The organism is Salmonella sp. 32020114201800008SM (assembly GCF_017572025.1).
GTDB classification, from domain to species: Bacteria; Pseudomonadota; Gammaproteobacteria; order Enterobacterales; family Enterobacteriaceae; genus Salmonella; species Salmonella enterica.
This window is the reverse complement of sequence record NZ_JAGEQM010000005.1, coordinates 1-24,702: the sequence shown is the minus strand read 5'-3', so window position 1 is coordinate 24,702 and position 24,702 is coordinate 1. Positions and strand designations below refer to the sequence as shown.

At 52.9% G+C, this 24,702-nt stretch carries 29 protein-coding genes; 20 read left to right on the top strand and 9 right to left on the bottom strand.

What is annotated here, in order from left to right; genetic code table 11:
• Positions 1-208 precede the first annotated feature (208 nt).
• Positions 209-1,390, bottom strand: a complete 1,182-nt coding sequence (gene tsgA / locus J4613_RS14360) for an MFS transporter TsgA (RefSeq protein ID WP_111742223.1) — start codon at positions 1,388-1,390, stop codon at positions 209-211.
• A gap of 277 nt (positions 1,391-1,667) precedes the next feature.
• On the opposite strand from tsgA, the gene ppiA reads away from it, so the two are divergent.
• The 5 genes from ppiA (at position 1,668) to J4613_RS14335 (ending at position 5,006) form a co-directional block, all read left to right on the top strand.
• Positions 1,668-2,240, top strand: coding sequence for a peptidylprolyl isomerase A (gene ppiA, locus J4613_RS14355; protein WP_000920481.1), 573 nt, complete (start codon positions 1,668-1,670; stop codon positions 2,238-2,240).
• Positions 2,241-2,348: 108 nt separating this feature from the next.
• On the top strand, positions 2,349-2,516 hold the full coding sequence (locus J4613_RS14350) for a YhfG family protein (protein ID WP_001620545.1): 168 nt from the start codon (positions 2,349-2,351) through the stop codon (positions 2,514-2,516).
• Entirely contained in the window at positions 2,506-3,108 is a 603-nt protein-coding gene (locus J4613_RS14345; protein ID WP_001280665.1) for a putative adenosine monophosphate-protein transferase Fic, read from the top strand. The genes J4613_RS14350 and J4613_RS14345 overlap by 11 nt, the downstream gene beginning before the upstream one ends.
• Before the next feature lie 31 nt (positions 3,109-3,139).
• Entirely contained in the window at positions 3,140-3,703 is a 564-nt protein-coding gene (gene pabA, locus J4613_RS14340; protein WP_080170110.1) for an aminodeoxychorismate synthase component 2, read from the top strand.
• An 85-nt stretch (positions 3,704-3,788) separates the two neighbouring features.
• A complete protein-coding gene (locus tag J4613_RS14335; protein WP_111742224.1) occupies positions 3,789-5,006 on the top strand; it encodes an aspartate aminotransferase family protein in 1,218 nt (405 codons plus the stop codon).
• A 42-nt stretch (positions 5,007-5,048) separates the two neighbouring features.
• Here the strand turns inward: J4613_RS14335 and J4613_RS14330 are convergent, their stop codons facing one another.
• Together J4613_RS14330 and crp are read right to left on the bottom strand one after the other, a co-directional pair.
• A complete protein-coding gene (locus J4613_RS14330; protein ID WP_000269311.1) occupies positions 5,049-7,136 on the bottom strand; it encodes a YccS/YhfK family putative transporter in 2,088 nt (695 codons plus the stop codon).
• A gap of 48 nt (positions 7,137-7,184) precedes the next feature.
• Positions 7,185-7,817 (bottom strand): cAMP-activated global transcriptional regulator CRP, encoded by a 633-nt coding sequence (gene crp / locus J4613_RS14325; protein WP_000242758.1) that lies wholly within the window; start codon positions 7,815-7,817, stop codon positions 7,185-7,187.
• A gap of 307 nt (positions 7,818-8,124) precedes the next feature.
• Here crp and J4613_RS14320 point away from each other — a divergent pair, with 307 nt between their 5' ends.
• Positions 8,125-8,529 carry an OsmC family protein gene (locus J4613_RS14320; RefSeq protein ID WP_001148919.1) on the top strand — a complete coding sequence of 135 codons (405 nt, stop codon included), beginning with the start codon at positions 8,125-8,127 and terminating at the stop codon, positions 8,527-8,529.
• A gap of 95 nt (positions 8,530-8,624) precedes the next feature.
• Here J4613_RS14320 and J4613_RS14315 read toward each other — a convergent pair whose 3' ends face one another.
• Genes J4613_RS14315 through J4613_RS14305 form a run of 3 tightly spaced genes read right to left on the bottom strand, consistent with a single transcriptional unit; the run spans position 8,625 to position 10,828 of the window.
• Positions 8,625-9,494 (bottom strand): phosphoribulokinase, encoded by an 870-nt coding sequence (locus tag J4613_RS14315; protein WP_001274690.1) that lies wholly within the window; start codon positions 9,492-9,494, stop codon positions 8,625-8,627.
• A 51-nt stretch (positions 9,495-9,545) separates the two neighbouring features.
• Positions 9,546-9,764 carry a YheU family protein gene (locus J4613_RS14310; RefSeq protein ID WP_000586568.1) on the bottom strand — a complete coding sequence of 73 codons (219 nt, stop codon included), beginning with the start codon at positions 9,762-9,764 and terminating at the stop codon, positions 9,546-9,548.
• Positions 9,761-10,828 carry a hydrolase gene (locus J4613_RS14305; RefSeq protein WP_017442187.1) on the bottom strand — a complete coding sequence of 356 codons (1,068 nt, stop codon included), beginning with the start codon at positions 10,826-10,828 and terminating at the stop codon, positions 9,761-9,763. Before J4613_RS14305 ends, J4613_RS14310 begins: the two co-directional genes overlap by 4 nt.
• A 197-nt stretch (positions 10,829-11,025) precedes the next feature.
• Here J4613_RS14305 and J4613_RS14300 point away from each other — a divergent pair, with 197 nt between their 5' ends.
• On the top strand, positions 11,026-11,337 hold the full coding sequence (locus tag J4613_RS14300) for a monooxygenase (protein ID WP_000047689.1): 312 nt from the start codon (positions 11,026-11,028) through the stop codon (positions 11,335-11,337).
• A 1-nt stretch (position 11,338) separates the two neighbouring features.
• Here the strand turns inward: J4613_RS14300 and J4613_RS14295 are convergent, their stop codons facing one another.
• The gene (locus J4613_RS14295) at positions 11,339-11,560 is read right to left on the bottom strand and encodes a LysR family transcriptional regulator (protein ID WP_001620536.1); all 222 of its coding nucleotides are present in this window, start codon (positions 11,558-11,560) and stop codon (positions 11,339-11,341) included.
• Positions 11,561-11,722: 162 nt separating this feature from the next.
• Entirely contained in the window at positions 11,723-13,630 is a 1,908-nt protein-coding gene (locus J4613_RS14290) for an ABC transporter ATP-binding protein (protein WP_000634765.1), read from the bottom strand.
• Positions 13,631-13,894: 264 nt separating this feature from the next.
• On the opposite strand from J4613_RS14290, the gene kefG reads away from it, so the two are divergent.
• The 4 genes from kefG (at position 13,895) to slyD (ending at position 17,146) form a co-directional block, all read left to right on the top strand.
• On the top strand, positions 13,895-14,446 hold the full coding sequence (gene kefG, locus J4613_RS14285) for a glutathione-regulated potassium-efflux system ancillary protein KefG (protein ID WP_000081820.1): 552 nt from the start codon (positions 13,895-13,897) through the stop codon (positions 14,444-14,446).
• Positions 14,446-16,251, top strand: a complete 1,806-nt coding sequence (kefB, locus tag J4613_RS14280) for a glutathione-regulated potassium-efflux system protein KefB (RefSeq protein ID WP_111742225.1) — start codon at positions 14,446-14,448, stop codon at positions 16,249-16,251. Before kefG ends, kefB begins: the two co-directional genes overlap by 1 nt.
• 9 nt (positions 16,252-16,260) lie before the next feature.
• A complete protein-coding gene (locus tag J4613_RS14275) occupies positions 16,261-16,461 on the top strand; it encodes a YheV family putative zinc ribbon protein (protein ID WP_001007735.1) in 201 nt (66 codons plus the stop codon).
• 94 nt (positions 16,462-16,555) lie between these two features.
• Positions 16,556-17,146, top strand: a complete 591-nt coding sequence (gene slyD / locus J4613_RS14270) for a peptidylprolyl isomerase (protein WP_000861341.1) — start codon at positions 16,556-16,558, stop codon at positions 17,144-17,146.
• A gap of 188 nt (positions 17,147-17,334) precedes the next feature.
• Here slyD and J4613_RS14265 read toward each other — a convergent pair whose 3' ends face one another.
• On the bottom strand, positions 17,335-17,553 hold the full coding sequence (locus J4613_RS14265) for a protein SlyX (RefSeq protein WP_001152701.1): 219 nt from the start codon (positions 17,551-17,553) through the stop codon (positions 17,335-17,337).
• Positions 17,554-17,772: 219 nt separating this feature from the next.
• On the opposite strand from J4613_RS14265, the gene fkpA reads away from it, so the two are divergent.
• The 9 genes from fkpA to J4613_RS14220 form a co-directional block, all read left to right on the top strand.
• Positions 17,773-18,591, top strand: coding sequence for an FKBP-type peptidyl-prolyl cis-trans isomerase (fkpA, locus tag J4613_RS14260; RefSeq protein WP_000838222.1), 819 nt, complete (start codon positions 17,773-17,775; stop codon positions 18,589-18,591).
• A 276-nt stretch (positions 18,592-18,867) separates the two neighbouring features.
• Complete coding sequence (locus J4613_RS14255; RefSeq protein ID WP_000091471.1) at positions 18,868-19,590, top strand: transcriptional regulator; 723 nt, start codon at positions 18,868-18,870, stop codon at positions 19,588-19,590.
• Positions 19,590-19,976 carry a sulfurtransferase complex subunit TusD gene (gene tusD, locus J4613_RS14250; protein WP_001268012.1) on the top strand — a complete coding sequence of 129 codons (387 nt, stop codon included), beginning with the start codon at positions 19,590-19,592 and terminating at the stop codon, positions 19,974-19,976. Before J4613_RS14255 ends, tusD begins: the two co-directional genes overlap by 1 nt.
• Entirely contained in the window at positions 19,976-20,332 is a 357-nt protein-coding gene (gene tusC / locus J4613_RS14245; RefSeq protein ID WP_000820705.1) for a sulfurtransferase complex subunit TusC, read from the top strand. The genes tusD and tusC overlap by 1 nt, the downstream gene beginning before the upstream one ends.
• A 7-nt stretch (positions 20,333-20,339) precedes the next feature.
• Positions 20,340-20,627, top strand: a complete 288-nt coding sequence (gene tusB / locus J4613_RS14240) for a sulfurtransferase complex subunit TusB (protein WP_000903398.1) — start codon at positions 20,340-20,342, stop codon at positions 20,625-20,627.
• 125 nt (positions 20,628-20,752) lie between these two features.
• Complete coding sequence (rpsL, locus tag J4613_RS14235) at positions 20,753-21,127, top strand: 30S ribosomal protein S12 (RefSeq protein WP_000246815.1); 375 nt, start codon at positions 20,753-20,755, stop codon at positions 21,125-21,127.
• 95 nt (positions 21,128-21,222) lie between these two features.
• The gene (rpsG, locus tag J4613_RS14230; protein ID WP_001138043.1) at positions 21,223-21,693 is read left to right on the top strand and encodes a 30S ribosomal protein S7; all 471 of its coding nucleotides are present in this window, start codon (positions 21,223-21,225) and stop codon (positions 21,691-21,693) included.
• Between the two features lie 96 nt (positions 21,694-21,789).
• Positions 21,790-23,904 (top strand): elongation factor G, encoded by a 2,115-nt coding sequence (gene fusA, locus J4613_RS14225; RefSeq protein WP_000124693.1) that lies wholly within the window; start codon positions 21,790-21,792, stop codon positions 23,902-23,904.
• Between the two features lie 71 nt (positions 23,905-23,975).
• Positions 23,976-24,702, top strand: a 727-nt coding sequence (locus tag J4613_RS14220) for an elongation factor Tu (protein WP_069106894.1), incomplete at its 3' end; no start/stop codon positions are given.

Below are 24,702 nucleotides of genomic sequence, written 5' to 3'. Positions count from 1 at the left end.
GCTTATTGATGTAAATCAAATTCACCTTTATATACCTCTTAATGGGTATATGGCTGATTTGTCAGGATTTTTATAAGTGGCGGAATTGTCAGGCTTTTCAGGTTTGTACAAATAACATACAAAATGAGGGATTTTCAGGCCAACAGGCCTACCCCGTCAGGAGGGGGATAGAGTGCCGGAGGGCGACGTCGCCATCCGGCAAGGATTATCAATGCGTAGCCGGCGCGCTATGCTGACGATGACGGGATACAAAACCGAGCGCAAAGCACATCACAAAGACCACCGCATACAGACCATTCGCGGTGAGTAACGCCGCCTGTGGGCCGCTGTGCGCCACAATCGGGCCGGTGACGACGAAGGTCAGCATCGTTCCGATAGTGCCGCAGGTCAGAATAAAGTTAACCAGCTTAGGCGAGGCCACTTTCGTTTGCTGCGATCCCAGCGTAATGATGGAGGTATAAATGGCGCTGGAGAAGAAGCCCAGCGTCAGTATAAACCACTGCATATGCGCCTGCGTGCCGGTAATAAACAAATACATCAGTACCGCCGCCATACCCGCCAGTACGGTCAGAATGCGTTGCAGATCGAAAAAGCGCAGGATAAAGCTGAACGCCCACATGCCAAACATATAGGACATCCAGAAATCACTCACCAGCGCCCCGGCGTCATTCAGGCTCATGCCGAGGCCTTTGGCGTATTCCGGCACCCAGGAGATAAAGCCTAATTGACCGAGGATATAGCACAGCGCGGCGACGGCCAGAAACAGTACGCCAATGCCCCATTTTTCTTTGACGACAGGCGCCTGAGAGTGCTGCGCATGTTTACCCAGCGCCGGAAATTCACAGCCGAAGGTCAGGATGAAAATCGCCAGGTAGACCAGGCCGATGCAGGCGTAGACCCAGTACCACTCAATACTACGCGCCAGCAGGAAGGCGGCGACCATAGGAAAAATCATCCCCGCCATGCTGAAGAAGGAGTCGGTAAACAGCAGTCGGGAACCGCGCTGACGCCCTTCATACAGTTGCGTAATCAGGAAGGTGCCAATCGACATGGTGATCCCGCTGACCAGCCCCAGCACAAACATCGCCGCTGAGAACAACGCCAGGCTATGGCTGAACATCAGCCCGGCCACCGCCAGCACCATCAGGATAAAACCAAAGCGTAGCTGTGTTTTCAGCGGGATGATTTCCATCAGCCACGCATTGAGGAAGATCGAGATCAAAATCCCGGCGTTCAGAAAAGTAAAGGTGTTACTCATGCTGGAAACGGGCAGATGAAAATAGTCTGCGATATTTCCCATCACCATCCCGGTGACAATCACCAGCGCCCCGGTCAGGGCGTAGGAAAGAAAGCTGATCCATGTGAGCTTGATGCGGTTGCTGTTAGTCATGTCTGGCCTTGAAGAGAAGTGAAGCGCGTGGAGGGCGCGTTAAGCGGGCAGATTTTAGGCGCTTTTGTGATGCATTTAAATAATTATTAGTGATAGTAATGTTCATTGCATTTTTTAATGTGATGTTTGTCACATCCATATTGCAAGAATACGGCGTTGCGTCGTAACGTTACATTTGTTTCATATACGTAAAATTAGGTAAAGGGCTGGCCTGGCCCAGGAAGGCTCTTTAGAATCATTCCACTTGCTTTATTTCTGCTCTCTTTAAGGAAATCTCATGCTCAAATCGACTCTGGCGGCTGTCGCAGCTGTTTTCGCTCTTTCTGCTCTTTCTCCCGTAGCGTTGGCAGCAAAAGGTGATCCTCATGTGCTGTTAACCACCTCCGCCGGGAATATTGAGCTGGAGCTGAACAGCCAGAAAGCGCCGATTTCTGTGAAAAACTTTGTCGATTACGTCAACAGTGGTTTCTATAACAACACTACGTTTCACCGCGTTATTCCTGGCTTTATGATTCAGGGCGGTGGTTTTAACGAGCAGATGCAGCAGAAGAAACCGAATCCGCCGATTAAGAATGAAGCCGACAACGGTCTGCGTAATACTCGCGGCACGATCGCGATGGCGCGCACCGCAGATAAAGACAGCGCCACCAGCCAGTTCTTTATTAACGTCGCGGATAACGCTTTTCTCGACCACGGCCAGCGCGACTTTGGCTATGCGGTATTTGGTAAAGTGGTAAAAGGTATGGATGTCGCCGATAAAATCTCACAGGTACCGACGCACGATGTCGGACCTTATCAGAATGTGCCGACAAAACCAGTCGTTATCCTTTCCGCGAAAGTCCTGCCATAAAACATGCCTGCGCGGGTGCGAGCCGCCCGCGTTTTCTCCCTGTCTCAGCGTAACCTGAAATTGCTGCTTATACTTGTGGTCAAGCACAGACATATTCAGGGAGGCCCGGTGAAGAAACTTACCGATAAACAAAAGTCACGCTTTTGGGAACAGCGGCGCAACGTTAACTTCCAGCAAAGCTGCCGTCTCGAAGGTATTGAGATCCCCTTAGTAACTCTGACCGCCGATGAAGCGCTGGCACGTCTTGACGAGCTTCGGAGGCACTATGAGCGATAAATTTGGCGAAGGGCGCGATCCGTACCTCTATCCGGGGCTGAATGTGATGCGTAATCGGCTGGGGATTCATCAGGCCCAGCGACTGGCGCAAGCGGCATATGAAATGACCGCGCTCCGTGCCGCCACGATTGAACTGGGGCCGCTGATACGCGGCTTGCCTCATCTGTGCGCGATTCATCGCCAGCTCTATCAGGATATTTTCGACTGGGCAGGGCAACTGCGGGAGGTCGATATTTACCAGGGCGATACCCGTTTCTGCCACTTTGCCTATATCGAAAAAGAGGGCAACGCTCTGATGCAGGATCTGGAAGAAGAGGGCTATCTGGTCGGTCTGGCGCACGAGAAGTTTGTCGAGCGGCTGGCGCATTACTACTGTGAAATTAACGTGCTTCATCCGTTTCGTTTGGGGAGCGGGCTGGCGCAGCGCATCTTCTTTGAACAGCTGGCGTTACATGCAGGCTATGCGCTGAGTTGGCAAGGTATTGCGGTTGAAACATGGAAGCAGGCGAACCAGAGCGGCGCGATGGGCGATCTCTCTGCTTTGCAGGCGATTTTTCAGAAAGCGATAAGCGAAGCTCGCGAAACTGAGTAAAATAGTGCGGTTCTACTCACCTGGAGCCGCCATGATCCTGCTTATCGATAACTATGATTCCTTTACCTGGAACCTCTACCAGTATTTTTGTGAACTGGGCACGGAAGTGCAGGTCCGGCGCAATGATGCGCTGACGCTGGCGCACATTGACGCTTTGAACCCGCAAAAAATCGTTATCTCTCCTGGCCCCTGTACGCCGAATGACGCTGGCATTTCACTGGCGGTCATCCGCCATTATGCCGGACGTATTCCGATGCTGGGCGTTTGCCTGGGTCATCAGGCGATGGCGCAGGCCTTTGGCGCGTCGGTGGTGCGGGCAGCGAAAGTGATGCACGGTAAAACGTCACCTGTTACGCATAATGGACAGGGCGTGTTTCGGGGATTGCCCAGCCCGTTAACCGTGACACGTTACCACTCGCTGATTGTCGACCCTGCCACGTTGCCTGAGTGTTTTGAGATCACCGCCTGGAGCGAAACGCAGGAGATTATGGGCATTCGCCACCGCGAGTGGGATCTGGAAGGCGTGCAGTTCCACCCGGAAAGTATTCTCAGCGAACAAGGACACGCTCTGCTGGAAAATTTCCTCCGGCGTTGATTTGTGGTTGCTATTGAGTGATTTTTTATTCATATTTTGTGATTATAATTTCACTGACATTTCTACTTAACCGGGTGGTAATGATATGGCAACTGAACAAACGGCCATTACGCGCGCAACTTTTGATGAGGTGATTCTGCCTGTTTATGCACCGGCGGACTTTATTCCGGTCAAAGGTAAAGGCAGCCGCGTATGGGATCAGCAGGGCAAAGAGTATATCGATTTCGCCGGCGGGATTGCAGTGACTGCGCTGGGCCATTGCCATCCGGCACTGGTCGAGGCGCTGAAATCCCAGGGGGAAACCTTGTGGCATACCAGTAACGTTTTTACCAATGAACCGGCGTTGCGTCTGGGACGTAAACTGATCGACGCCACGTTTGCCGAGCGCGTGCTGTTTATGAATTCCGGCACCGAAGCGAACGAAACCGCTTTTAAACTGGCGCGTCATTATGCCTGCGTGCGCCATAGCCCGTTCAAAACGAAAATCATTGCCTTCCATAACGCCTTTCATGGCCGTTCCTTGTTTACCGTCTCTGTAGGCGGGCAGCCAAAATATTCCGACGGCTTTGGGCCGAAACCCGCCGATATTGTTCACGTTCCCTTCAACGATCTTCATGCGGTGAAAGCGGTAATGGATGACCACACCTGCGCGGTGGTGGCCGAGCCGATTCAGGGTGAAGGCGGCGTGCAGGCGGCTACACCGGAATTCCTCAAAGGGTTACGCGACCTGTGTGACGAGCATCAGGCGTTGCTGGTGTTTGATGAAGTGCAGTGCGGGATGGGGCGCACCGGAGACCTGTTTGCCTATATGCACTACGGCGTCACGCCGGATATCCTCACCAGCGCCAAAGCGTTAGGCGGCGGTTTTCCGGTGAGCGCCATGCTGACCACGCAGGAAATAGCCTCGGCCTTCCATGTCGGTTCGCATGGTTCAACCTATGGCGGTAATCCGCTGGCCTGTGCGGTGGCTGGCGCGGCATTCGATATTATTAATACGCCAGAGGTACTACAAGGCATTCACACTAAGCGGCAACAGTTTGTGCAACATTTGCGGGCGATTGACGAGCAATTTGACATTTTCAGCGATATTCGCGGCATGGGGCTGCTGATTGGCGCGGAACTGAAACCGAAGTACAAAGGTCGGGCGCGTGATTTTCTGTACGCAGGCGCGGAGGCTGGCGTGATGGTGCTCAATGCCGGAGCCGACGTGATGCGTTTTGCCCCGTCGCTGGTGGTGGAAGAGGCGGATATCCATGAAGGAATGCAGCGCTTTGCGCAGGCGGTAGGGAAGGTGGTGGCCTGATGGCGGATTGCCGGATAAGCGTAGCGCATCCGGCAGTCGGTCTTAACCTTTTGTATCCCGTAGCCGCTTACTCAGCCAGATACCGTGATGCGGACGCTGACGCCAGGCCATCGACGAAATGGTGTGCATGGTGTTCAGATGGCCAATGATGCGCTGTAAATGTTGTTCCAGAGTGCTCAATAAGCCATGTGACGGCATGTCCGGCGACTCCAGAATGTTGACATCGCCGGAGCCGCCTGGCCTGTCGTACTCCAGGCGCTGCTGGCAGCGCTGAATTGCAATCTCGCAAGATTCCAGATAGCGCTGCGCCAGATCAGGCGTCAGCATGGTGTGTTCCCGCGCCAGCGTCGTCATGGCGTTGATATGCTCGACAATAAACTGGCTGTGCGTGACCCACAGTTTCATATCCGACAGATAGTGGGTATTGAATCCGGGTTCCTGCATTGCCTGATTTAACGAGTTGAATAACGTGTTATGCGCCTGGTTGACCCGCATTCTTTGATAAGCGAGCGGGGTGGCCTGCGGATCGTTACTGAGGATCAGTCGGATAGCTTCTTGATCGGCTTCCAGCGCATCATGGGCGTTTTTACGTAATAGCCCGCTTTGCCATTGCGGCCACAGCCAGACCATGCCGCCAAAGGCAATTAAACAGCCAATCAGCGTATCGATCAGCCTCGGCACAATAAACTGCTCTCCGTTTAACGTCAGTAACTGGATGGTGTATACCGCCGTCACCGTAAAGCCGACCGTCGCCCAGCCGTAGTTTTTACGAATAATCAGATAACTTGCCAGCGTTAGTACCAGCATGACCGCCAGCGTAATGCTTTCGGGAATATGTAAGTGCAGCGTGACGCCGGCAATCACCAGGCCGACCAGCGTTCCGACCGAACGGTGCAGAATACGTACGCGCGTCGCGCCATAGCCGTTTTGGGTGACAAACAGCACCGTCATGAGGATCCAGTACGGTTTAGGCAGGTGCAACGCGCTGCCCATCAGACTGGCGATACTCATCATCACGCTGATGCGTCCGGCGTTGCGTAGCGCCGGCGATTTTAGAGACATATAATTTTTCAGCGCCGGAAGTAGCGGCAGACGACGCTGTTTATCGGCCATCAGGTCGCGGGCGTACAGCGGCCGCTGAGTACGCAGCACACGGGCGATTCGACTGAAGTGCCAATAGCAGAACTGGCCTACCGGATTTTCAGGATGCTGATTGGCGATCTTCTCCAGAGCGCCAATCTGTTTTTCCATGGAGAAGCGCGTAGGCAGACGATGATACAGAATGTCATCCGCCAGCACGCGCAGACGGGCGGCGACCGTTTGCGCATTCCAGCGAATCACCTCTTCCGCATGGCTGCGTTCTACCAGTTTCTGTACCTCTTCCGGCTGATGCAAGCTGACGGAGATGTGCTCCTGCAAATCCATCGCTTCCTGAAAAGCTCGCAACAGGCGCTTGTAATCATTATTGTTGTGCGCCGAAAGCATATGCATCTGTTGGTAACACTGGGTAATGAGATCGACCGCTTTTTGCTGGCGTATCAGCAGGGGAGGCAGCGCTTTTTCCGGATCGATATGTTGGGTGAGCAGGCTGTATTTCGCTTCACAATAATCGGCCAGTTCACGGTATAACAAACTCAATGACTCGCGCAGCGGCTGTTCGCGCCATAGCCAGAACCAAAACCAGTTAAACACGCCGTACCATAGCGTGCCCAGCGCATAAATGAGCAGCGGCTCCCAGACGGGCATGTATCCCGCAAGGCTCAGGGTAAAGATGGCGGCAATCAGCGATGCTGGCAGTAGCCGCGCGTGAAGCGGGCTAATTTCCGCCGTCACGCCAAGCACCAGCGTGAGGCCGGTCAGGATCAACGGCAGGGGGATGGATTCCGCCAGCAGAAGTTGCGTTACCAGACTGCATCCGGCGAACAGCGACGCGCCGATGATCAGGCGTTTAAAAAAGCGTTTGTGCGGGGTATCCAGACCTGCAATGTTGCAGCAGGCGGGAACGAGAGAGAAAAGCAAGCCCAGGTGTAGCTGGCCTATTAATAAACCAACAGCCACAGGCAGGCACAGCACCAGCGTTTGCCGTAGTGCGTAATTAATCTCTGGGTGATAAATCAGTCTTCGCCACATCGATGCAAACAAAAATGGCGCATGATAAAACGCGCCATTCTGACGGAATTAACGGGTGCCGTAGACGACGATGGTCTTGCCATGCGCGGAGATCAGGTTTTGATCTTCCAGCATTTTCAAAATACGACCAACGGTTTCGCGGGAGCAGCCGACGATCTGGCCGATTTCCTGACGGGTGATTTTGATCTGCATCCCATCCGGGTGCGTCATGGCATCGGGCTGTTTCGCCAGATTCAGCAGCGTCTGAGCGATACGCCCGGTGACGTCAAGGAAGGCGAGGTTACCTACTTTTTCAGAGGTGACTTGTAAGCGACGAGCCATCTGGGAAGAGAGGCGCATCAGAATATCCGGGTTGACCTGGATTAATTGGCGAAATTTTTTGTAGGAAATTTCAGCGACCTCACATGCGGTTTTCGCACGTACCCAGGCGCTGCGTTCCTGGCCTTCTTCAAACAGGCCCAGTTCACCAATAAAATCACCCTGATTCAGATAAGAAAGGATCATTTCTTTCCCTTCTTCATCTTTGATCAGCACTGCCACGGAGCCTTTAACGATGTAGTACAGCGTTTCTGCTTTTTCACCCTGGTGAATCAGCGTGCTCTTTGACGGGTACTTATGAATGTGGCAATGAGACAAGAACCATTCAAGAGTCGGGTCTGTTTGCGGTTTGCCAAGCACCATGCGCGGTTATCCTCTGTTATAAGCTGTCTCCAGAGCCAGAAAACGGCACTGTCTCTGGGGTTGCAAAAATATACTTCCCGCTACCTGGGAAGGGGGCTACGAAAATAGATTGTAGCCTGTAATGTGATGTCCTCTGCATACATGCAGTACGTCAATGTATTACTGTAGCATCTTGTCTGTTTTAGCATAGCTTTCGCCGTGTGTCTCCTGGTGTCTCGCTTCAGCATGACCCAGGTCGCCTTCCATTGCGACTTTTGTTGTATGCGCGTAATCTTTCAGGAAAATTGAAACATTGGAGTTACGAAATATGCAAGCGCGTGTAAAGTGGGTTGAAGGGCTCACGTTCCTCGGAGAGTCCTCCTCCGGCCACCAGATTTTAATGGATGGTAACTCCGGTGACAAAGCGCCGAGTCCGATGGAGATGGTATTAATGGCGGCTGGCGGATGTAGCGCTATTGATGTGGTATCAATCCTGCAAAAGGGCCGTCAGAATGTCACCAACTGCGAAGTGAAGCTGACATCCGAGCGCCGGGAAGACGCGCCGCGCCTGTTTACGCACATTAATCTGCATTTTATCGTTACCGGCAGCGATCTGAAAGAGGCTGCCGTCGCGCGCGCTGTCGATCTCTCCGCGGAAAAATATTGCTCGGTGGCGCTAATGCTGGAAAAAGCGGTCAATATTACCCATTCGTATGAAGTGATTGCGGCGTAACATGTGATGCCGGATGGCGGCGTGGCTTTATCCGGCCTACCCGTTTTTATCTCGTAGGCCCGATAAGCGTAGCGCCATCGGGCATTTCACCGCGGTTATTCGATTTTTTTGCCTTCCATTAATCGCTGCACCAGCGGCAACATAATGAGCTCCATCGCCAGCCCCATTTTGCCGCCCGGCACCACTAATGTATTAATGTGAGAAATGAACGAGCCCTGGAGCATCGCCAGAAGCCAGGGAAAATCGATCCCTTCCAGATTGCGGAAATGGATCACCACAAAACTCTCATCCAGCGAGGGAATACCTTTTGCGGCGAACGGATTGGACGTGTCGACGGTCGGTACGCGCTGGAAGTTAATATGGGTACGCGAGAACTGCGGCGTAATGTAATTGATGTAGTCGTCCATGGAACGCACCACGGAATCCATCACCGCTTCACGGGAGTGTCCGCGCTCGCTGGTGTCGCGGATTAGTTTCTGAATCCACTCGAGGTTGACGATAGGCACCACGCCAACCAACAGATCAACATGACGCGCGACATCATGTTGCGGGGTGACGACGCCGCCGTGCAGTCCTTCATAAAACAGCACATCGGTCGGTTCGGGTAGCGGCTGCCAGGGCGTAAACGTGCCGGGAACCTGATTCCACGGTACGGCTTCATCATAGGTATGCAGATATTTACGCGACTGGCCTTTACCCGTCTGCCCGTACTCAATAAAGGTATGTTCCAGTAGGCTGAAGTCATTGGCTTCAGGCCCGAAATAGCTGATATGCCGCCCGGCGTCACGCGCTTTGCGGATCGCCATATCCATTTCCGGGCGGGTGTAACGATGAAAACTGTCGCCTTCCACCTCGGCGGCGTGCAGATTTAACTGCGCGAAAATTTTACGAAACGCGAGGCTGGTGGTGGTGGTCCCCGCGCCGCTTGACCCTGTTACTGCTATCACCGGATGTTTGGCTGACATGGCAACTCCATGATTGAGCTTTAGTAATAATGTATTGTCGGCAAAGGCGTTTTATTCGCGAAACTGCTTTTTCGGCATAATATTGACCGTTTCATGTAATTCAGACCATACCAGCACGGCCTCGCCGGATTGCAGTTGGCGTTTTACGTCAGCGACTTTTTGTTCAAGCGAACGTTCATGTTCACCATAATCGGTGCCTTCGCGCAACACAAAGCTTTCGATCAGGTTGTCCAGCGTGTCGGGGGCGAGCCCCTGCCAGGGAATGATCATGATGACGCCTCCAGGTACGTTGTCAGCCAGTCAGGAATTCGGCGTTCCAGCCACATTTCAGGGCGCAGCGGCGTACCGCCGATAAATCCTACGTGTCCGCCATGCTCAGTCAGCTGATACTCCACCTGCGGGGGCAGATCTTCCGCTTTAGGGATCACATGATGATCCATAAACGGATCGTCTTTAGCGTGAATAATCAGCGTCGGTTTAGCAATCTGGTTAAGCAACGGCATGGCGCTACACTGACGATAGTAGTCGATGGCGTCGGCAAAGCCGTGAATTTTCGCGGTGATCAGGTCGTCAAACTCGCGAATACGGCGCATTGATTTCAGTTGCGCCAGATTCACCGGCAGCGACCCGGGATATGCCGCCAGCTTGCGTGACGCATTCGCTTTTAACAGATTAAGCAAATAACGCTGATAGATGCGGGAAAACCCTTTGTCCATGTGGTAGCTACAGGCTTCGAGAACGAAAGGCGCAGAAACAATTACCGCCGCCTCGATGGGAATATCGCGGCCTTCTTTCGCCAGCAGGCACGCCAGCATATTACCGCCGAGCGAATAGCCCACGGCGGCTGTCGGAACGGCGCCGAACTCCCGCTGTAGCCAGCGTAAAAACCAGGCTCCGTCCTCCGTTTCACCGGAGTGGTAAATACGATTCAGACGGTTGGGTTCGCCGCTACAGCCGCGAAAGTGCATCACCACGCCCAGCCAGCCGCGCTTTTGCGCCGCCTCAATCAGCCCGTGGGCATAGGGGCTGTTCAGGCTGCCTTCCAGACCGTGAAAGACCACCAGCCGCGGTTTATGCTTTGCCTGTTGCGGTTCTTCGCTCCATGCCAGATCGACAAAATCGCCGTCCGGTAGCTCCAGCCGCTGCCAGTGGGCGTTGAACTTCACTTTGCGGCGGATTAAGCGCGGCAGCATAGTTTGTAAATGGCGATTACGAATGCCACGCATGGGAATAAATTCATGCGAGTCATTGACAGGCGGGGTCATTTCTGTGGACGTGATCTCAACCATAGCACCAGAACAATTGATAATTGGAAACAATACTATACCGCGCATAAGGTTCACAGATTAGTCAATATGTGATTTTACGTTCAATTGGTCGTCTGGCGAAATAAAATTGCGCCTCATTTCACCAGAGGGGGCGGTATGCAAGGCGCGCGCAATACCCCACAGAAATCGCGTGAACCCCTGCATCAGCCGAATTAATCGTGGTAGTGTGGCAACACGATAGTTATGTGACTCAAGGAGAAGGCATGTCGAAGACACTTTTACAGATCCATTTTAACTTTAGCGGCCCTTTTGGCGAGGAGATGACTCAGCAACTGGTCGGGCTGGCGGAGTCTATCAATGAGGAGCCGGGCTTCATCTGGAAAATCTGGACAGAAAGCGAGAAAAACCAGCAAGCTGGCGGCATTTACTTGTTTGAATCCGAAGAAACGGCGCAGGCTTATATTAAAAAACACACTGCGCGTCTGAAAAATCTTGGCGTTGATGAGGTGACGTTTAAATTATTTGGCGTGAACGACGCGCTGACGAAAATAAATCACGGCAACCTTTGCCGCTAAATCACATAACGCAGGCTTCTGTTCCGGTGCTGCTGACCGCAACGGTAATCTTTATACCGGGGCGAGTACCTAAGAGGCCTTTATGGACGAACAGCGGACCACGAACGTTCTCTTCCAGCGTGTGCAGCGCCTCGGCGGTGCGGGCGATGTTACCCTTCTCCACAAGCATCATGAAGATGGTGAGCTTGCGGAAGGTAATGTCATCGGTGATAGACAGGTTCATCGTCCGCCCCGTGCGTTAGAGCCTATCCCAGTAGGCGTAATTGTTGAAGCCAGTTTGGGGCCGGACAGCGCGCAGAAACCGGAGCGTACACATAGTACGTGAGGATTTCGAGCACTGCCCGGCCCTAAAATGGCGAATAAAATAGCCTAATGGGATAGGCTCTTAGTCGTTCTGCATCATCTGCTCAAGCTGCTCCTGCGCCTCAAGCCATGCCATTTCACATTCTTCCAGCCCGGATTTGGCGCTGGCCTGCAGTTGCAGACACTCGGTCATCTCCGCTTTACGGCTTGGGTCATACAGGCTGCTGTCGCCAAGCTTCTCTTCCGCCTGCGCCAGTTGGGCGTTGAGCTTTTCCATCTCTTTTTCCAGACGGGTAATCTCTTTACGCAGCGGTTGCGTCAGAGTGCGTAGCTCGGCTTCGCGACGCTTCTGATCTTTGCGTGACTGAGCGCTGTTGGCGTTGTTTTCCTTCGGTGCGTCGTCGGCCTGGTTTTCCTGTTTCTGCACGTCACTCAGCCACTGCTGATAATCCTCCAGGTCGCCGTCGAACGGTTCGACCTTTTTGTCGTGAACCAGATAGAGGTCGTCAGTGGTGGAGCGAATCAGGTGGCGGTCGTGCGACACGACGACCAATGCGCCTTCGAAATCAATCAGCGCTTCGGTGAGCGCCTGACGCATGTCGAGATCCAGGTGGTTGGTCGGTTCATCGAGCAGCAGCAGATTTGGACGCTGCCAGACGATCAGCGCCAGTACCAGGCGCGCTTTCTCGCCGCCGGAGAAACGTTGCGTCTCTTCCGTTACTTTGTCGCCCTGGAAACCGAAGCCGCCGAGATAGTCGCGCAGCTTCTGCTCCAGTTCCTGCGGCGCCAGACGCGCCATATGCTGCAGCGGGGATTCATCGGCGCGCAGGAACTCCAGTTGGTGCTGGGCGAAGTAGCCGAGCTTAATGCCTTTGGCGAGGCCGATTTCACCATGTAGCGGCTCCAGTTCGCCCGCCAGCAGCTTGATCAGCGTCGATTTCCCCGCACCGTTGCGGCCCAGCAGGCCGATACGCGAGCCGGGCACCAGGTTCAGCTTGATGGATTCCAGAATGATGCGATCGCCATAACCTGCGCTGACTTTTTCCATCTTCAGCAGCGGGTTCGGCAGGCTTTCCGGCGCGCGGAAGCTGAAATGGAACGGGTTGTCGACATGAGCCGGGGCAATCAACTCCATACGCTCCAGCATCTTGATACGGCTTTGCGCCTGCTTGGCCTTGGTCGCTTTGGCGCGGAAACGGTCGATGTAGCTTTGCAGATGCGCCACACGCTCCTGCTGACTCTCATACATCGCCTGCTGTTGCGCCAGGCGCGTGGCGCGCTGAACTTCAAACGCGCTGTAGTTGCCGGTGTACTCGAACAGAGTCTGTTGTTCGATATGGATAATTTTATCCACTATCGGGTCAAGAAAGTCGCGATCGTGGGAGATCAGAATCAGGGTGCCCGGATAGCTCTTCAGCCATTTTTCCAGCCAGATGACGGCATCCAGATCGAGGTGGTTGGTCGGTTCGTCGAGCAGCAGTAAATCGGAACGGCAAATCAGCGCCTGGGCCAGGTTAAGGCGCATCCGCCAGCCGCCGGAAAAGTCGCTGACCGGACGTTCCAGCTGATCGTTAGAGAAGCCGAGACCGTGTAGCAGGCTGGCGGCGCGCGAACGAACGGTCCATGCGTCGATGGCGTCCAGCTTGCCATGTATGGAGGCGATAGCATGTCCGTCGTTACGTTCGTTGGCGTCGTTAAGCTGCGCCTCCAGCTGCCGGTATTCACGGTCGCCGTCAATGACATACTCAATCGCTGGCTGAGGCAACGCAGGTGTTTCCTGATTCACCCACGCTAATTGCCAGGTTCCGGGCAGGGTAAAACTCCCGGCATCGGCGCTGATTTCATTTTTTAGCAATGCCAGCAGGGTAGATTTACCGCAGCCGTTTTTACCCACCAGGCCGACTTTCTGGCCTGGATTAATGGTAGCCGAGGCATTGTCCAGTAGGACGCGCACGCCGCGACGAATTTGTAACGAGGAGAAAACAATCATAAGGCGCCGTATGTTCAGACTATGTTAATTTATCATTATGATAATGTAATATTCGGGCGTACCGCCGCGCTGGAGCGCAATGGTAGCTCAAAACAACAACGATACACAAAATCATTCAGGTGCCTTTGGTGAGGGACAAGAATATCTCTCATTAATTCCCAGCGGCGGACATGGAGTACGTTTCTGAGTTGAACAAACGCTGTCAACGTAAAAGCGGCCTGAAGAATGGCATGTATCGACCCAAAACAACCGGGAGGGGGATTGATGTCTCAGCCAGCGAAAGTCTTGCTGTTGTATGCCCATCCGGAATCTCAGGACTCGGTTGCTAACCGGGTACTGCTTAAACCGGCCATACAGCACAATAACGTAACCGTGCACGATCTTTATGCGCGCTATCCTGATTTTTTTATCGACACGCCCTATGAACAAGCCCTGTTACGTGAGCACGACGTCATTGTTTTTCAGCATCCCCTTTACACCTATAGCTGTCCGGCTTTACTGAAAGAATGGCTTGATCGCGTTTTGAGTCGGGGGTTCGCCAGCGGACCAGGGGGAAACCAACTGGTGGGAAAGTACTGGCGTAGCGTGATTACGACCGGCGAGCCGGAGAGCGCTTACCGGTATGACGCGCTAAACCGCTATCCAATGAGCGATGTACTCCGCCCTTTTGAACTGACCGCGGCCATGTGCCGGATGCACTGGATGCCGCCCATTATTGTGTACTGGGCGCGCCGCCAGTCGCCGCAGACGCTGGCCAGTCATGCGAAAGCCTATGGCGAGTGGCTGGCGAATCCTGTGAGCGCGGGAGGCTATTGATGGAAGGTGCTGATTTATTGACCGCGGGAGTGTTGTTCCTCTTCGCGGCGGTAGCGGCGGTGCCGCTGGCCGCGAGGCTGGGCATCGGCGCGGTGCTAGGGTATTTGCTGGCGGGAATCGCCATCGGTCCGTGGGGGCTGGGATTTATCAGCGATGTTGACGAGATCCTGCACTTTTCCGAACTGGGCGTCGTGTTTCTGATGTTTATCATTGGTCTCGAACTCAATCCGTCACGGCTTTGGCAACTGCGGCGCTCTATCTTCGGCGTCGGCGCTGCTCAGGTGCTGTTAAGCGCGGCGGTGCTGGCGGGATTATTGATGCTTGCTGATTTCTTATGGCAGGCGGCGGTCGTCGGCGGGATTGGCCTGGCGATGTCTTCGACGGCGATGGCGCTACAACTGATGCGCGAGAAAGGCATGAATCGTAGCGAGTCCGGGCAGTTAGGGTTTTCCGTCTTACTGTTTCAGGATTTAGCGGTGATCCCCGCGCTGGCGTTGGTGCCTTTATTGGCGGGATCGGCCGACGAGCATTTCGACTGGTTTAAAGTGGCAATGAAGGTACTGGCTTTCGCGGTAATGCTGATTGGCGGTCGTTACCTGCTGCGCCCGGTATTTCGTTTTATTGCTGCGTCCGGCGTGCGGGAGGTCTTCACTGCCGCGACGCTGTTGCTGGTGTTGAGCTCCGCCTTATTTATGGATGCGCTGGGACTGTCGATGGCCCTGGGAACCTTCATTGCCGGCGTTTTACTGGCAGAGAGTGAATACCGGCATGAGCTGGAAAATGCTATCGATCCCTTTAAAGGTTTACTGCTTGGGCTGTTCTTTATCTCCGTCGGTATGTCGCTAAATCTCGGCGTACTTTATACCCATTTACTGTGGGTGGCGGCGAGCGTTGTTATTCTGGTCGTCATAAAAATGCTGACGCTGTATCTGCTGGCGCGGCTATATGGAATAAGAAGTTCTGAACGGATGCAGTTTGCCAGCGTGCTGAGTCAGGGGGGCGAGTTCGCTTTTGTGCTCTTTTCTACCGCCTCTTCTCAGCGCCTGTTTCAGGGCGATCAGATGGCGTTATTATTGGTGACTGTCACATTATCAATGATGACCACGCCGCTACTGATGAAAGGGATTGATAAGTGGTTATCGCGCCGTCTTAATGGCCCGGAAGAGAATGATGAAAAGCCGTGGGTTGAAGATGATAAGCCCCAGGTGATTGTCGTCGGCTTTGGCCGTTTTGGTCAGGTGATCGCTCGCTTATTGATGGCGAATAAGATGCGTATCACCGTGCTGGAACGCGATATCGGCGCCGTTAATCTGATGCGCAAATATGGTTATAAAGTGTATTACGGCGACGCTACACAAGTCGAGCTGCTGCGTTCTGCGGGCGCGGAGGCGGCGGAGTCGATAGTCATCACGTGTAATGAACCGGAAGACGCGATGAAGCTGGTGGCGCTGTGTCAGCAGCATTTTCCTCATCTGCATATTCTTGCGCGAGCGCGTGGACGTGTGGAGGCCCATGAGTTATTACAGGCTGGCGTCACGCAGTTTTCCCGTGAAACGTTTTCCAGCGCGCTGGAACTGGGACGTAAAACTCTGGTGTCGTTAGGTATGCATCCGCATCAGGCGCAACGCGCGCAGTTGCATTTTCGTCGGCTGGATATGCGAATGTTGCGGGAGCTGATCCCGGAGCATAGCGACATGGTACAGATTTCGCGCGCCAGAGAGGCCCGACGCGAGCTGGAGGAGATTTTTCAGCACGAAATGCAACAGGAACGGCGCCAGTTGGATGGCTGGGATGAATTTGAGTAGAGGTGAACAATGGCAATCCGTAAACGTTTTATTGCAGGCGCGAAATGTCCGGCCTGTCAGGCGCAGGATACAATGGCGATGTGGCGTGAAAATAATGTCGATATTGTTGAATGCGTTAAGTGCGGGCATCAAATGCGGGAAGCGGATAAAGACGTTCGCGAGCATGTTCGCAAAGAAGAGCAAGTGATCGGGATTTTTCATCCGGACTAGCGATATGCCGCAGGTTTTTTTAAGCTAAGGGGTACACGGCTGCAGAATTCCGCTACAATCTGCGCCACTATTCTTCCCATGCTCAGGAGATATCATGAAAGTAGCAAAAGACCTGGTGGTCAGCCTGGCCTATCAGGTACGTACAGAAGACGGTGTGTTGGTTGATGAGTCTCCGGTGAGTGCGCCGCTGGATTACCTGCACGGTCACGGCTCCCTGATCTCTGGTCTGGAAACCGCGCTGGAAGGCCATGAAGTTGGCGACAAATTTGATGTCGCTGTTGGCGCGAACGACGCTTACGGTCAGTATGACGAAAATCTGGTGCAGCGTGTGCCTAAAGACGTCTTTATGGGCGTTGATGAACTGCAGGTAGGGATGCGTTTCCTGGCGGAAACCGACCAGGGCCCGGTACCGGTAGAGATTACCGAAGTGGAAGACGATCACGTTGTGGTTGATGGTAACCACATGCTGGCGGGCCAGAATCTGAAATTTAACGTAGAAGTTGTTGCGATTCGTGAAGCGACTGAAGAAGAACTGGCTCACGGTCATGTTCACGGCGCGCACGATCACCACCACGATCACGGTGAAGATGGCTGCTGTGGCGGTCATGGTCATGACCATGGTCACGAGCACGGCGGCGAAGGCTGCTGCGGCGGTGGTGGTAAAGGCGGCTGCGGTTGCCATTAATCCCCGTCGTCTTTCAAGCCACCGCGGTGTTGGCTACGCTTTCAAACCCCGGTCACATAGTTATCTATGCCCCCGGGGAATTTTCAAGCTTGCCGCCTTGCTGTGACTCGAAATCCTTAGGGTATTATCATTGGTTCGATAAATCATCGGGCACAAAAAAAGCGGGTTATCCCCGCTTTTTTTTCGTCTCAATAATGCGGCGGCGGCGTTTCTTCTGCCTGAGAGGCGATATTTGACGGCTGACTGGCTTTTAACTTTTCCGTGAGCAAACGCAGATGATCGCGCAGCTTCGCCATCTCCATTTCATGTGCGGTTACCGTCAGGTTTAGTTCTTCTATGGTAATCTCCTGGAACGCCAGACGGCTTTCCAGTTCAGCCAGACGAGCTTCCATCGTGATATCCTGCATGATGTACCTCTTTATGTTGTCTCCGTCGGCGGATTCTACTTAACTTTACCGGCTTTCACAGCAACCATTACGCGCCCTACGAAACTAATTTAAACAAAAAGAGTCTGAAAAGAAGTGATAATAGGGCGTGTTCGTATGTTGATTTGTTCTGCAACGATTTATAGTACGCTTCTTACGTAAGTTAACATGGGGCGAGATGCCCCGGCCCTGGAGATATGGATGAAATCACTGTTTAAAGCCACGCTGCTGGCAACTACGATGGCCGTTGCTATGCACGCACCGATCACTTTTGCTGCTGATGCGGCGAAACCGGCAGCTACCGCTGATAGCAAAGCAGCATTTAAAAACGACGATCAAAAAGCGGCTTATGCGCTGGGCGCCTCGCTGGGTCGTTACATGGAAAATTCGCTTAAAGAGCAGGAAAAGTTAGGCATCAAACTGGATAAAGATCAGTTGATTGCCGGCGTTCAGGATGCCTTTGCCGATAAGAGCAAACTGTCCGATCAGGAAATTGAGCAAACGCTGCAGACGTTTGAAGCACGCGTGAAGAGCGCTGCTCAGGCGAAGATGGAAAAAGACGCTGCCGATAACGAAGCAAAAGGTAAAGCGTTCCGCGACGCTTTTGCTAAAGAGAAAGGCGTGAAAACCTCCTCTACCGGTCTGCTTTACAAAGTAGAGAAAGAAGGCACAGGCGAGGCGCCGAAAGATAGCGATACCGTTGTGGTGAACTACAAAGGTACGCTGATCGACGGTAAAGAGTTTGATAACTCTTACACGCGCGGCGAACCGCTCTCCTTCCGTCTGGACGGCGTTATCCCTGGCTGGACTGAAGGCCTGAAAAATATTAAGAAAGGCGGCAAGATCAAGCTGGTTATCCCACCGGCGCTGGCCTACGGTAAAACGGGCGTTCCGGGTATCCCGGCGAACTCCACCCTGGTATTCGACGTAGAGCTGCTGGATATCAAACCAGCGCCGAAAGCGGATGCTAAACCTGCCGATGCGGCTGACGCTAAAGCCGCAGATGCTGCTAAAAAATAAAAACTGAGAGCCGCCGCTTGTAATAGCGGCGGTTTTTTTTATTCAGGCCGGATATATTACTCACCATAATTTGATTTGCGGATAACGGCGCTTGCGCTGGTCGTTAAGGGCGAGACCGTAGGCTGAATGACCGCCAACGCACACGTAGTCTGAAATAGACGAGCAAATTAGTACTGGAAAGATGAACCCTCACTGTATTAATTTAATCATCCGCGTAAATAATGAGCCTGCCCTGAAAACATAACGACAGGCTCCTGAAAAGGAGTGTTTTTTTTCATGTCCAGGTCGCTTTTAACCAACGAAACCAGTGAACTTGATTTGCTGGATCAGCGTCCCTTCGAGCAAACCGACTTCGATATTCTGAAATCCTACGAAGCGGTAGTGGACGGGTTAGCGATGCTTATAGGTTCCCATTGTGAAATCGTATTGCACTCTTTGCAGGATCTAAAATGTTCAGCCATTCGTATTGCCAATGGCGAACATACGGGCCGTAAAATTGGCTCGCCGATTACCGACCTGGCGTTGCGTATGTTGCACGACATGACAGGGGCGGACAGTAGCGTGTCGAAATGCTATTTTACGCGCGCGAAAAGCGGTGTCTTGATGAAGTCGTTGACGATTGCCATTCGCAACCGCGAGCAGCGCGTCATTGGTCTACTGTGCATCAACATGAATCTTGATGTGCCATTTTCACAGATTATGAATACCTTTATTCCGCCGGAAACGCCGGAAGTCGGCTCAGCGGTTAATTTTGCCTCCTCAGTCGAAGATTTAGTCACCCAGACGCTGGAGTTCACGATCGAAGAAGTGAATGCCGATCGTAATGTCTCTAACAATGCGAAAAATCGTCAGATCGTCCTTAACTTGTACGAAAAAGGCATTTTCGATATTAAAGACGCCATTAACCAGGTAGCCGATCGTCTGAATATCTCAAAACACACGGTTTACCTCTATATTCGCCAGTTCAAAAGCGGCGATTTTCAGGGGCAGGATAAATAATGCGTTATGCCATTATGGTCACCGGGCCGGCATATGGCACCCAGCAGGCCAGCAGCGCATTGCAGTTCGCCCACGCGCTGCTCAATGAGGGGCATGAGTTAGCCAGCGTCTTTTTCTATCGGGAAGGTGTCTATAACGCCAATCTCCTGACCTCGCCGGCGAGCGATGAATATGATCTGGTACGCGCCTGGCAGAAATTGAATACGCAGCATGGCGTAGCGCTGAACATCTGTGTCGCGGCGGCGCTTCGTCGCGGTATTATTGATGAAACTGAAGCCGGCAGACTGGGGTTGCCGTCCGCCAATCTTCAGCCGGGCTTTACGCTAAGCGGCCTGGGCGCGCTGGCGGAGGCTTCTCTCACCTGCGATCGGGTGGTGCAGTTTTAATGAAACGTATTGCATTTGTCTTTTCCACCGCGCCGCACGGTAGCGCCTCAGGTCGTGAAGGGCTGGATGCGCTGCTGGCGACGTCAGCGCTAACGGAAGCGCTGGGCGTCTTTTTTATCAGCGACGGCGTCTTTCAGTTATTACCAGGACAAAAACCAGACGCTGTGCTGGCGCGTGACTATATTGCTACTTTCAAGCTCTTTGATTTGTACGATATTGATCAATGCTGGATCTGCGCGGCATCGCTGCGCGAGCGTGGTCTGGAAAACGTTAATTTTGTGGTAGACGCCACGCCGCTGGAACCCGTGGCGTTACGCCGCGAGCTTGGCAACTATGATGTCATCCTGAGATTCTGAGGCGTTTATGCTGCATACCTTACCTCATTGCGCTTCGGGCGTTGATTTTCCCGCTTTGCTGCGCCTGCTAAAAGAGGGCGATGCGCTTTTGTTGCTCCAGGATGGCGTTACCGTCGCGATTGAAGGTAACCGCTTCCTTGAAAGTCTGCGCGATGCCCCCATAACAGTCTATGCCTTGAAAGAAGACATTGACGCCCGCGGCCTGGGTGGTCAAATTTCAGACAGTGTCGTCAGGGTTGACTATACTGAGTTTGTCAGACTCACGGTTAAGTATGCCAACCAGATGGCCTGGTGATGGCGGGATCGTTGTATATTTCTTGACACCTTTTCGACACCGCCCTAAAATTCGGCGTCCTCATATTGTGTGAGGGCGTTTTATTACGTGTTTACGAAGCAAAAGCTAAAACCAGGAGCTATTTAATGGCAACAGTTAACCAGCTGGTACGCAAACCACGTGCTCGCAAAGTTGCGAAAAGCAACGTGCCTGCGCTGGAAGCATGCCCGCAAAAACGTGGCGTATGTACTCGTGTATATACTACCACTCCTAAAAAACCGAACTCCGCACTGCGTAAAGTTTGCCGTGTTCGTCTGACTAACGGTTTTGAAGTGACTTCCTACATCGGTGGTGAAGGTCACAACCTGCAGGAGCACTCCGTGATCCTGATCCGTGGCGGTCGTGTTAAAGACCTCCCGGGTGTTCGTTACCACACCGTTCGTGGCGCGCTTGACTGCTCCGGCGTTAAAGACCGTAAGCAAGCTCGTTCTAAGTACGGCGTGAAGCGTCCTAAGGCTTAATGGTTCTCCGTTAAGTAAGGCCAAACGTTTTAAATTAATGTCAAACTAAACTCGTAGAGTTTTGGACAATCCTGAATTAACAACGGAGTATTTCCATGCCACGTCGTCGCGTCATTGGTCAGCGTAAAATTCTGCCGGATCCGAAGTTCGGATCAGAACTGCTGGCTAAATTTGTCAATATCCTGATGGTAGATGGTAAAAAATCTACTGCAGAATCAATCGTATACAGCGCGCTGGAGACCCTGGCTCAGCGTTCTGGTAAATCTGAACTGGAAGCTTTCGAAGTCGCTCTCGAAAACGTTCGCCCGACTGTAGAAGTTAAATCCCGCCGTGTAGGTGGTTCTACTTATCAGGTACCAGTTGAAGTCCGTCCGGTCCGTCGTAATGCTCTGGCAATGCGTTGGATCGTAGAAGCTGCTCGTAAACGCGGTGATAAATCCATGGCTCTGCGCCTGGCGAACGAACTTTCTGACGCTGCAGAAAACAAAGGTACTGCAGTTAAGAAACGTGAAGACGTTCACCGTATGGCAGAAGCCAACAAGGCGTTCGCACACTACCGTTGGTAATCCCTTCGGAGTCATAGTCACCAGGCGGGCGCTTCAGGTAAGTCGCCCGTTTTGGATAACTTAACTGAACGCCTAAAGATATCAACGAGGAATCAAATGGCTCGTACAACACCCATCGCACGCTACCGTAATATCGGTATCAGTGCGCACATCGACGCCGGTAAAACCACTACTACCGAACGTATTCTGTTCTACACCGGTGTAAACCACAAAATCGGTGAAGTTCATGACGGCGCAGCTACCATGGACTGGATGGAGCAGGAGCAGGAGCGTGGTATTACTATCACCTCCGCAGCGACTACTGCATTCTGGTCTGGTATGGCTAAGCAGTATGAACCGCATCGCATCAACATCATCGACACCCCGGGGCACGTTGACTTCACTATCGAAGTAGAACGTTCCATGCGTGTTCTCGATGGTGCGGTAATGGTTTACTGCGCAGTTGGTGGTGTTCAGCCGCAGTCTGAAACCGTATGGCGTCAGGCAAACAAATACAAAGTTCCGCGCATTGCGTTCGTTAACAAAATGGACCGCATGGGCGCGAACTTCCTGAAAGTTGTTGGTCAGATCAAAACCCGTCTGGGCGCGAACCCGGTTCCGCTGCAGCTGGCAATTGGTGCTGAAGAAGGTTTCACCGGCGTTGTTGACCTGGTGAAAATGAAAGCCATCAACTGGAACGATGCCGACCAGGGCGTTACCTTCGAATACGAAGATATCCCGGCTGACATGCAGGACCTGGCTAACGAATGGCACCAGAACCTGATCGAGTCCGCCGCAGAAGCTTCTGAAGAGCTGATGGAAAAATACCTGGGTGGTGAAGAACTGACTGAAGAAGAGATCAAACAAGCTCTGCGTCAGCGCGTTCTGAACAACGAAATCATCCTGGTAACCTGTGGTTCTGCATTTAAGAACAAAGGTGTTCAGGCGATGCTGGATGCGGTAATTGATTACCTGCCATCCCCGGTAGACGTACCTGCGATCAACGGTATTCTGGACGACGGTAAAGATACTCCGGCTGAGCGTCACGCAAGCGACGACGAGCCGTTCTCTGCGCTGGCGTTCAAAATCGCTACCGACCCGTTTGTGGGTAACCTGACCTTCTTCCGTGTGTACTCCGGTGTGGTTAACTCTGGTGATACCGTACTGAACTCCGTGAAAACCGCACGTGAGCGTTTCGGTCGTATCGTTCAGATGCACGCCAACAAACGTGAAGAGATCAAAGAAGTTCGCGCGGGCGACATCGCGGCTGCTATCGGCCTGAAAGACGTGACTACCGGTGACACCCTGTGTGATCCGGAAAACCCGATCATTCTGGAGCGTATGGAATTCCCTGAGCCGGTAATCTCCATCGCGGTAGAACCGAAAACCAAAGCTGACCAGGAAAAAATGGGTCTGGCTCTGGGCCGTCTGGCAAAAGAAGACCCGTCATTCCGCGTATGGACTGATGAAGAATCTAACCAGACCATCATCGCTGGTATGGGTGAACTTCACCTGGATATCATCGTTGACCGTATGAAGCGTGAATTCAACGTTGAAGCTAACGTGGGTAAACCTCAGGTTGCTTACCGCGAAGCGATTCGCGCGAAAGTTACCGACATCGAAGGTAAACACGCGAAACAGTCTGGTGGTCGCGGTCAGTATGGTCATGTTGTTATCGACATGTACCCGCTGGAGCCGGGCTCTAACCCGAAAGGTTACGAGTTCATCAACGACATCAAAGGTGGTGTAATTCCTGGCGAATACATCCCGGCCGTTGATAAAGGCATCCAGGAGCAGCTGAAATCTGGCCCGCTGGCTGGTTATCCGGTAGTTGATCTCGGTGTGCGTCTGCACTTCGGTTCTTACCATGACGTTGACTCCTCTGAGCTGGCGTTTAAACTGGCTGCGTCTATCGCCTTTAAAGAAGGCTTTAAGAAAGCAAAACCAGTTCTGCTTGAGCCGATCATGAAGGTTGAAGTAGAAACACCTGAAGAGAATACCGGTGACGTTATCGGCGACCTTAGCCGCCGTCGTGGTATGCTCAAAGGTCAGGAATCTGAAGTTACAGGCGTTAAGATCCACGCTGAAGTACCGCTGTCTGAAATGTTCGGATATGCAACTCAGCTGCGTTCTCTGACCAAAGGTCGCGCATCGTACACTATGGAATTCCTGAAGTATGATGATGCGCCGAACAACGTTGCTCAGGCCGTAATCGAAGCCCGTGGTAAATAAGCCGCAGGGTTAAAAACCAAAATCCCGTGCTCTCTCCTGAAGGGGAGAGCGCTATAGTAAGGAATATAGCCGTGTCTAAAGAAAAATTTGAACGTACAAAACCGCACGTTAACGTCGGCACCATCGGCCACGTTGACCACGGTAAAACTACCCTGACCGCTGCAATCACCACCGTACTGGCTAAAACCTACGGCGGTGCTGCTCGTGCATTCGACCAGATCGATAACGCGCCGGAAGAAAAAGCGCGTGGTATCACCATCAACACTTCTCACGTTGAATACGATACCCCGACCCGCCACTACGCACACGTAGACTGCCCGGGGCACGCCGACTATGTTAAAAACATGATCACCGGTGCTGCGCAGATGGACGGCGCGATCCTGGTTGTTGCTGCGACTGACGGCCCGATGCCGCAGACCCGTGAGCACATCCTGCTGGGTCGTCAGGTAGGCGTTCCGTACATCATCGTGTTCCTGAACAAATGTGACATGGTTGATGACGAAGAGCTGCTGGAACTGGTTGAAATGGAAGTTCGTGAACTTCTGTCTCAGTACGACTTCCCGGGCGACGACACTCCGATCGTTCGTGGTTCTGCTCTGAAAGCGCTGGAAGGCGACGCAGAGTGGGAAGCGAAAATCATCGAACTGGCTGGCTTCCTGGATTCTTACATTCCGGAACCAGAGCGTGCGATTGACAAGCCGTTCCTGCTGCCGATCGAAGACGTATTCTCCATCTCCGGTCGTGGTACCGTTGTTACCGGTCGTGTAGAACGCGGTATCATCAAAGTGGGCGAAGAAG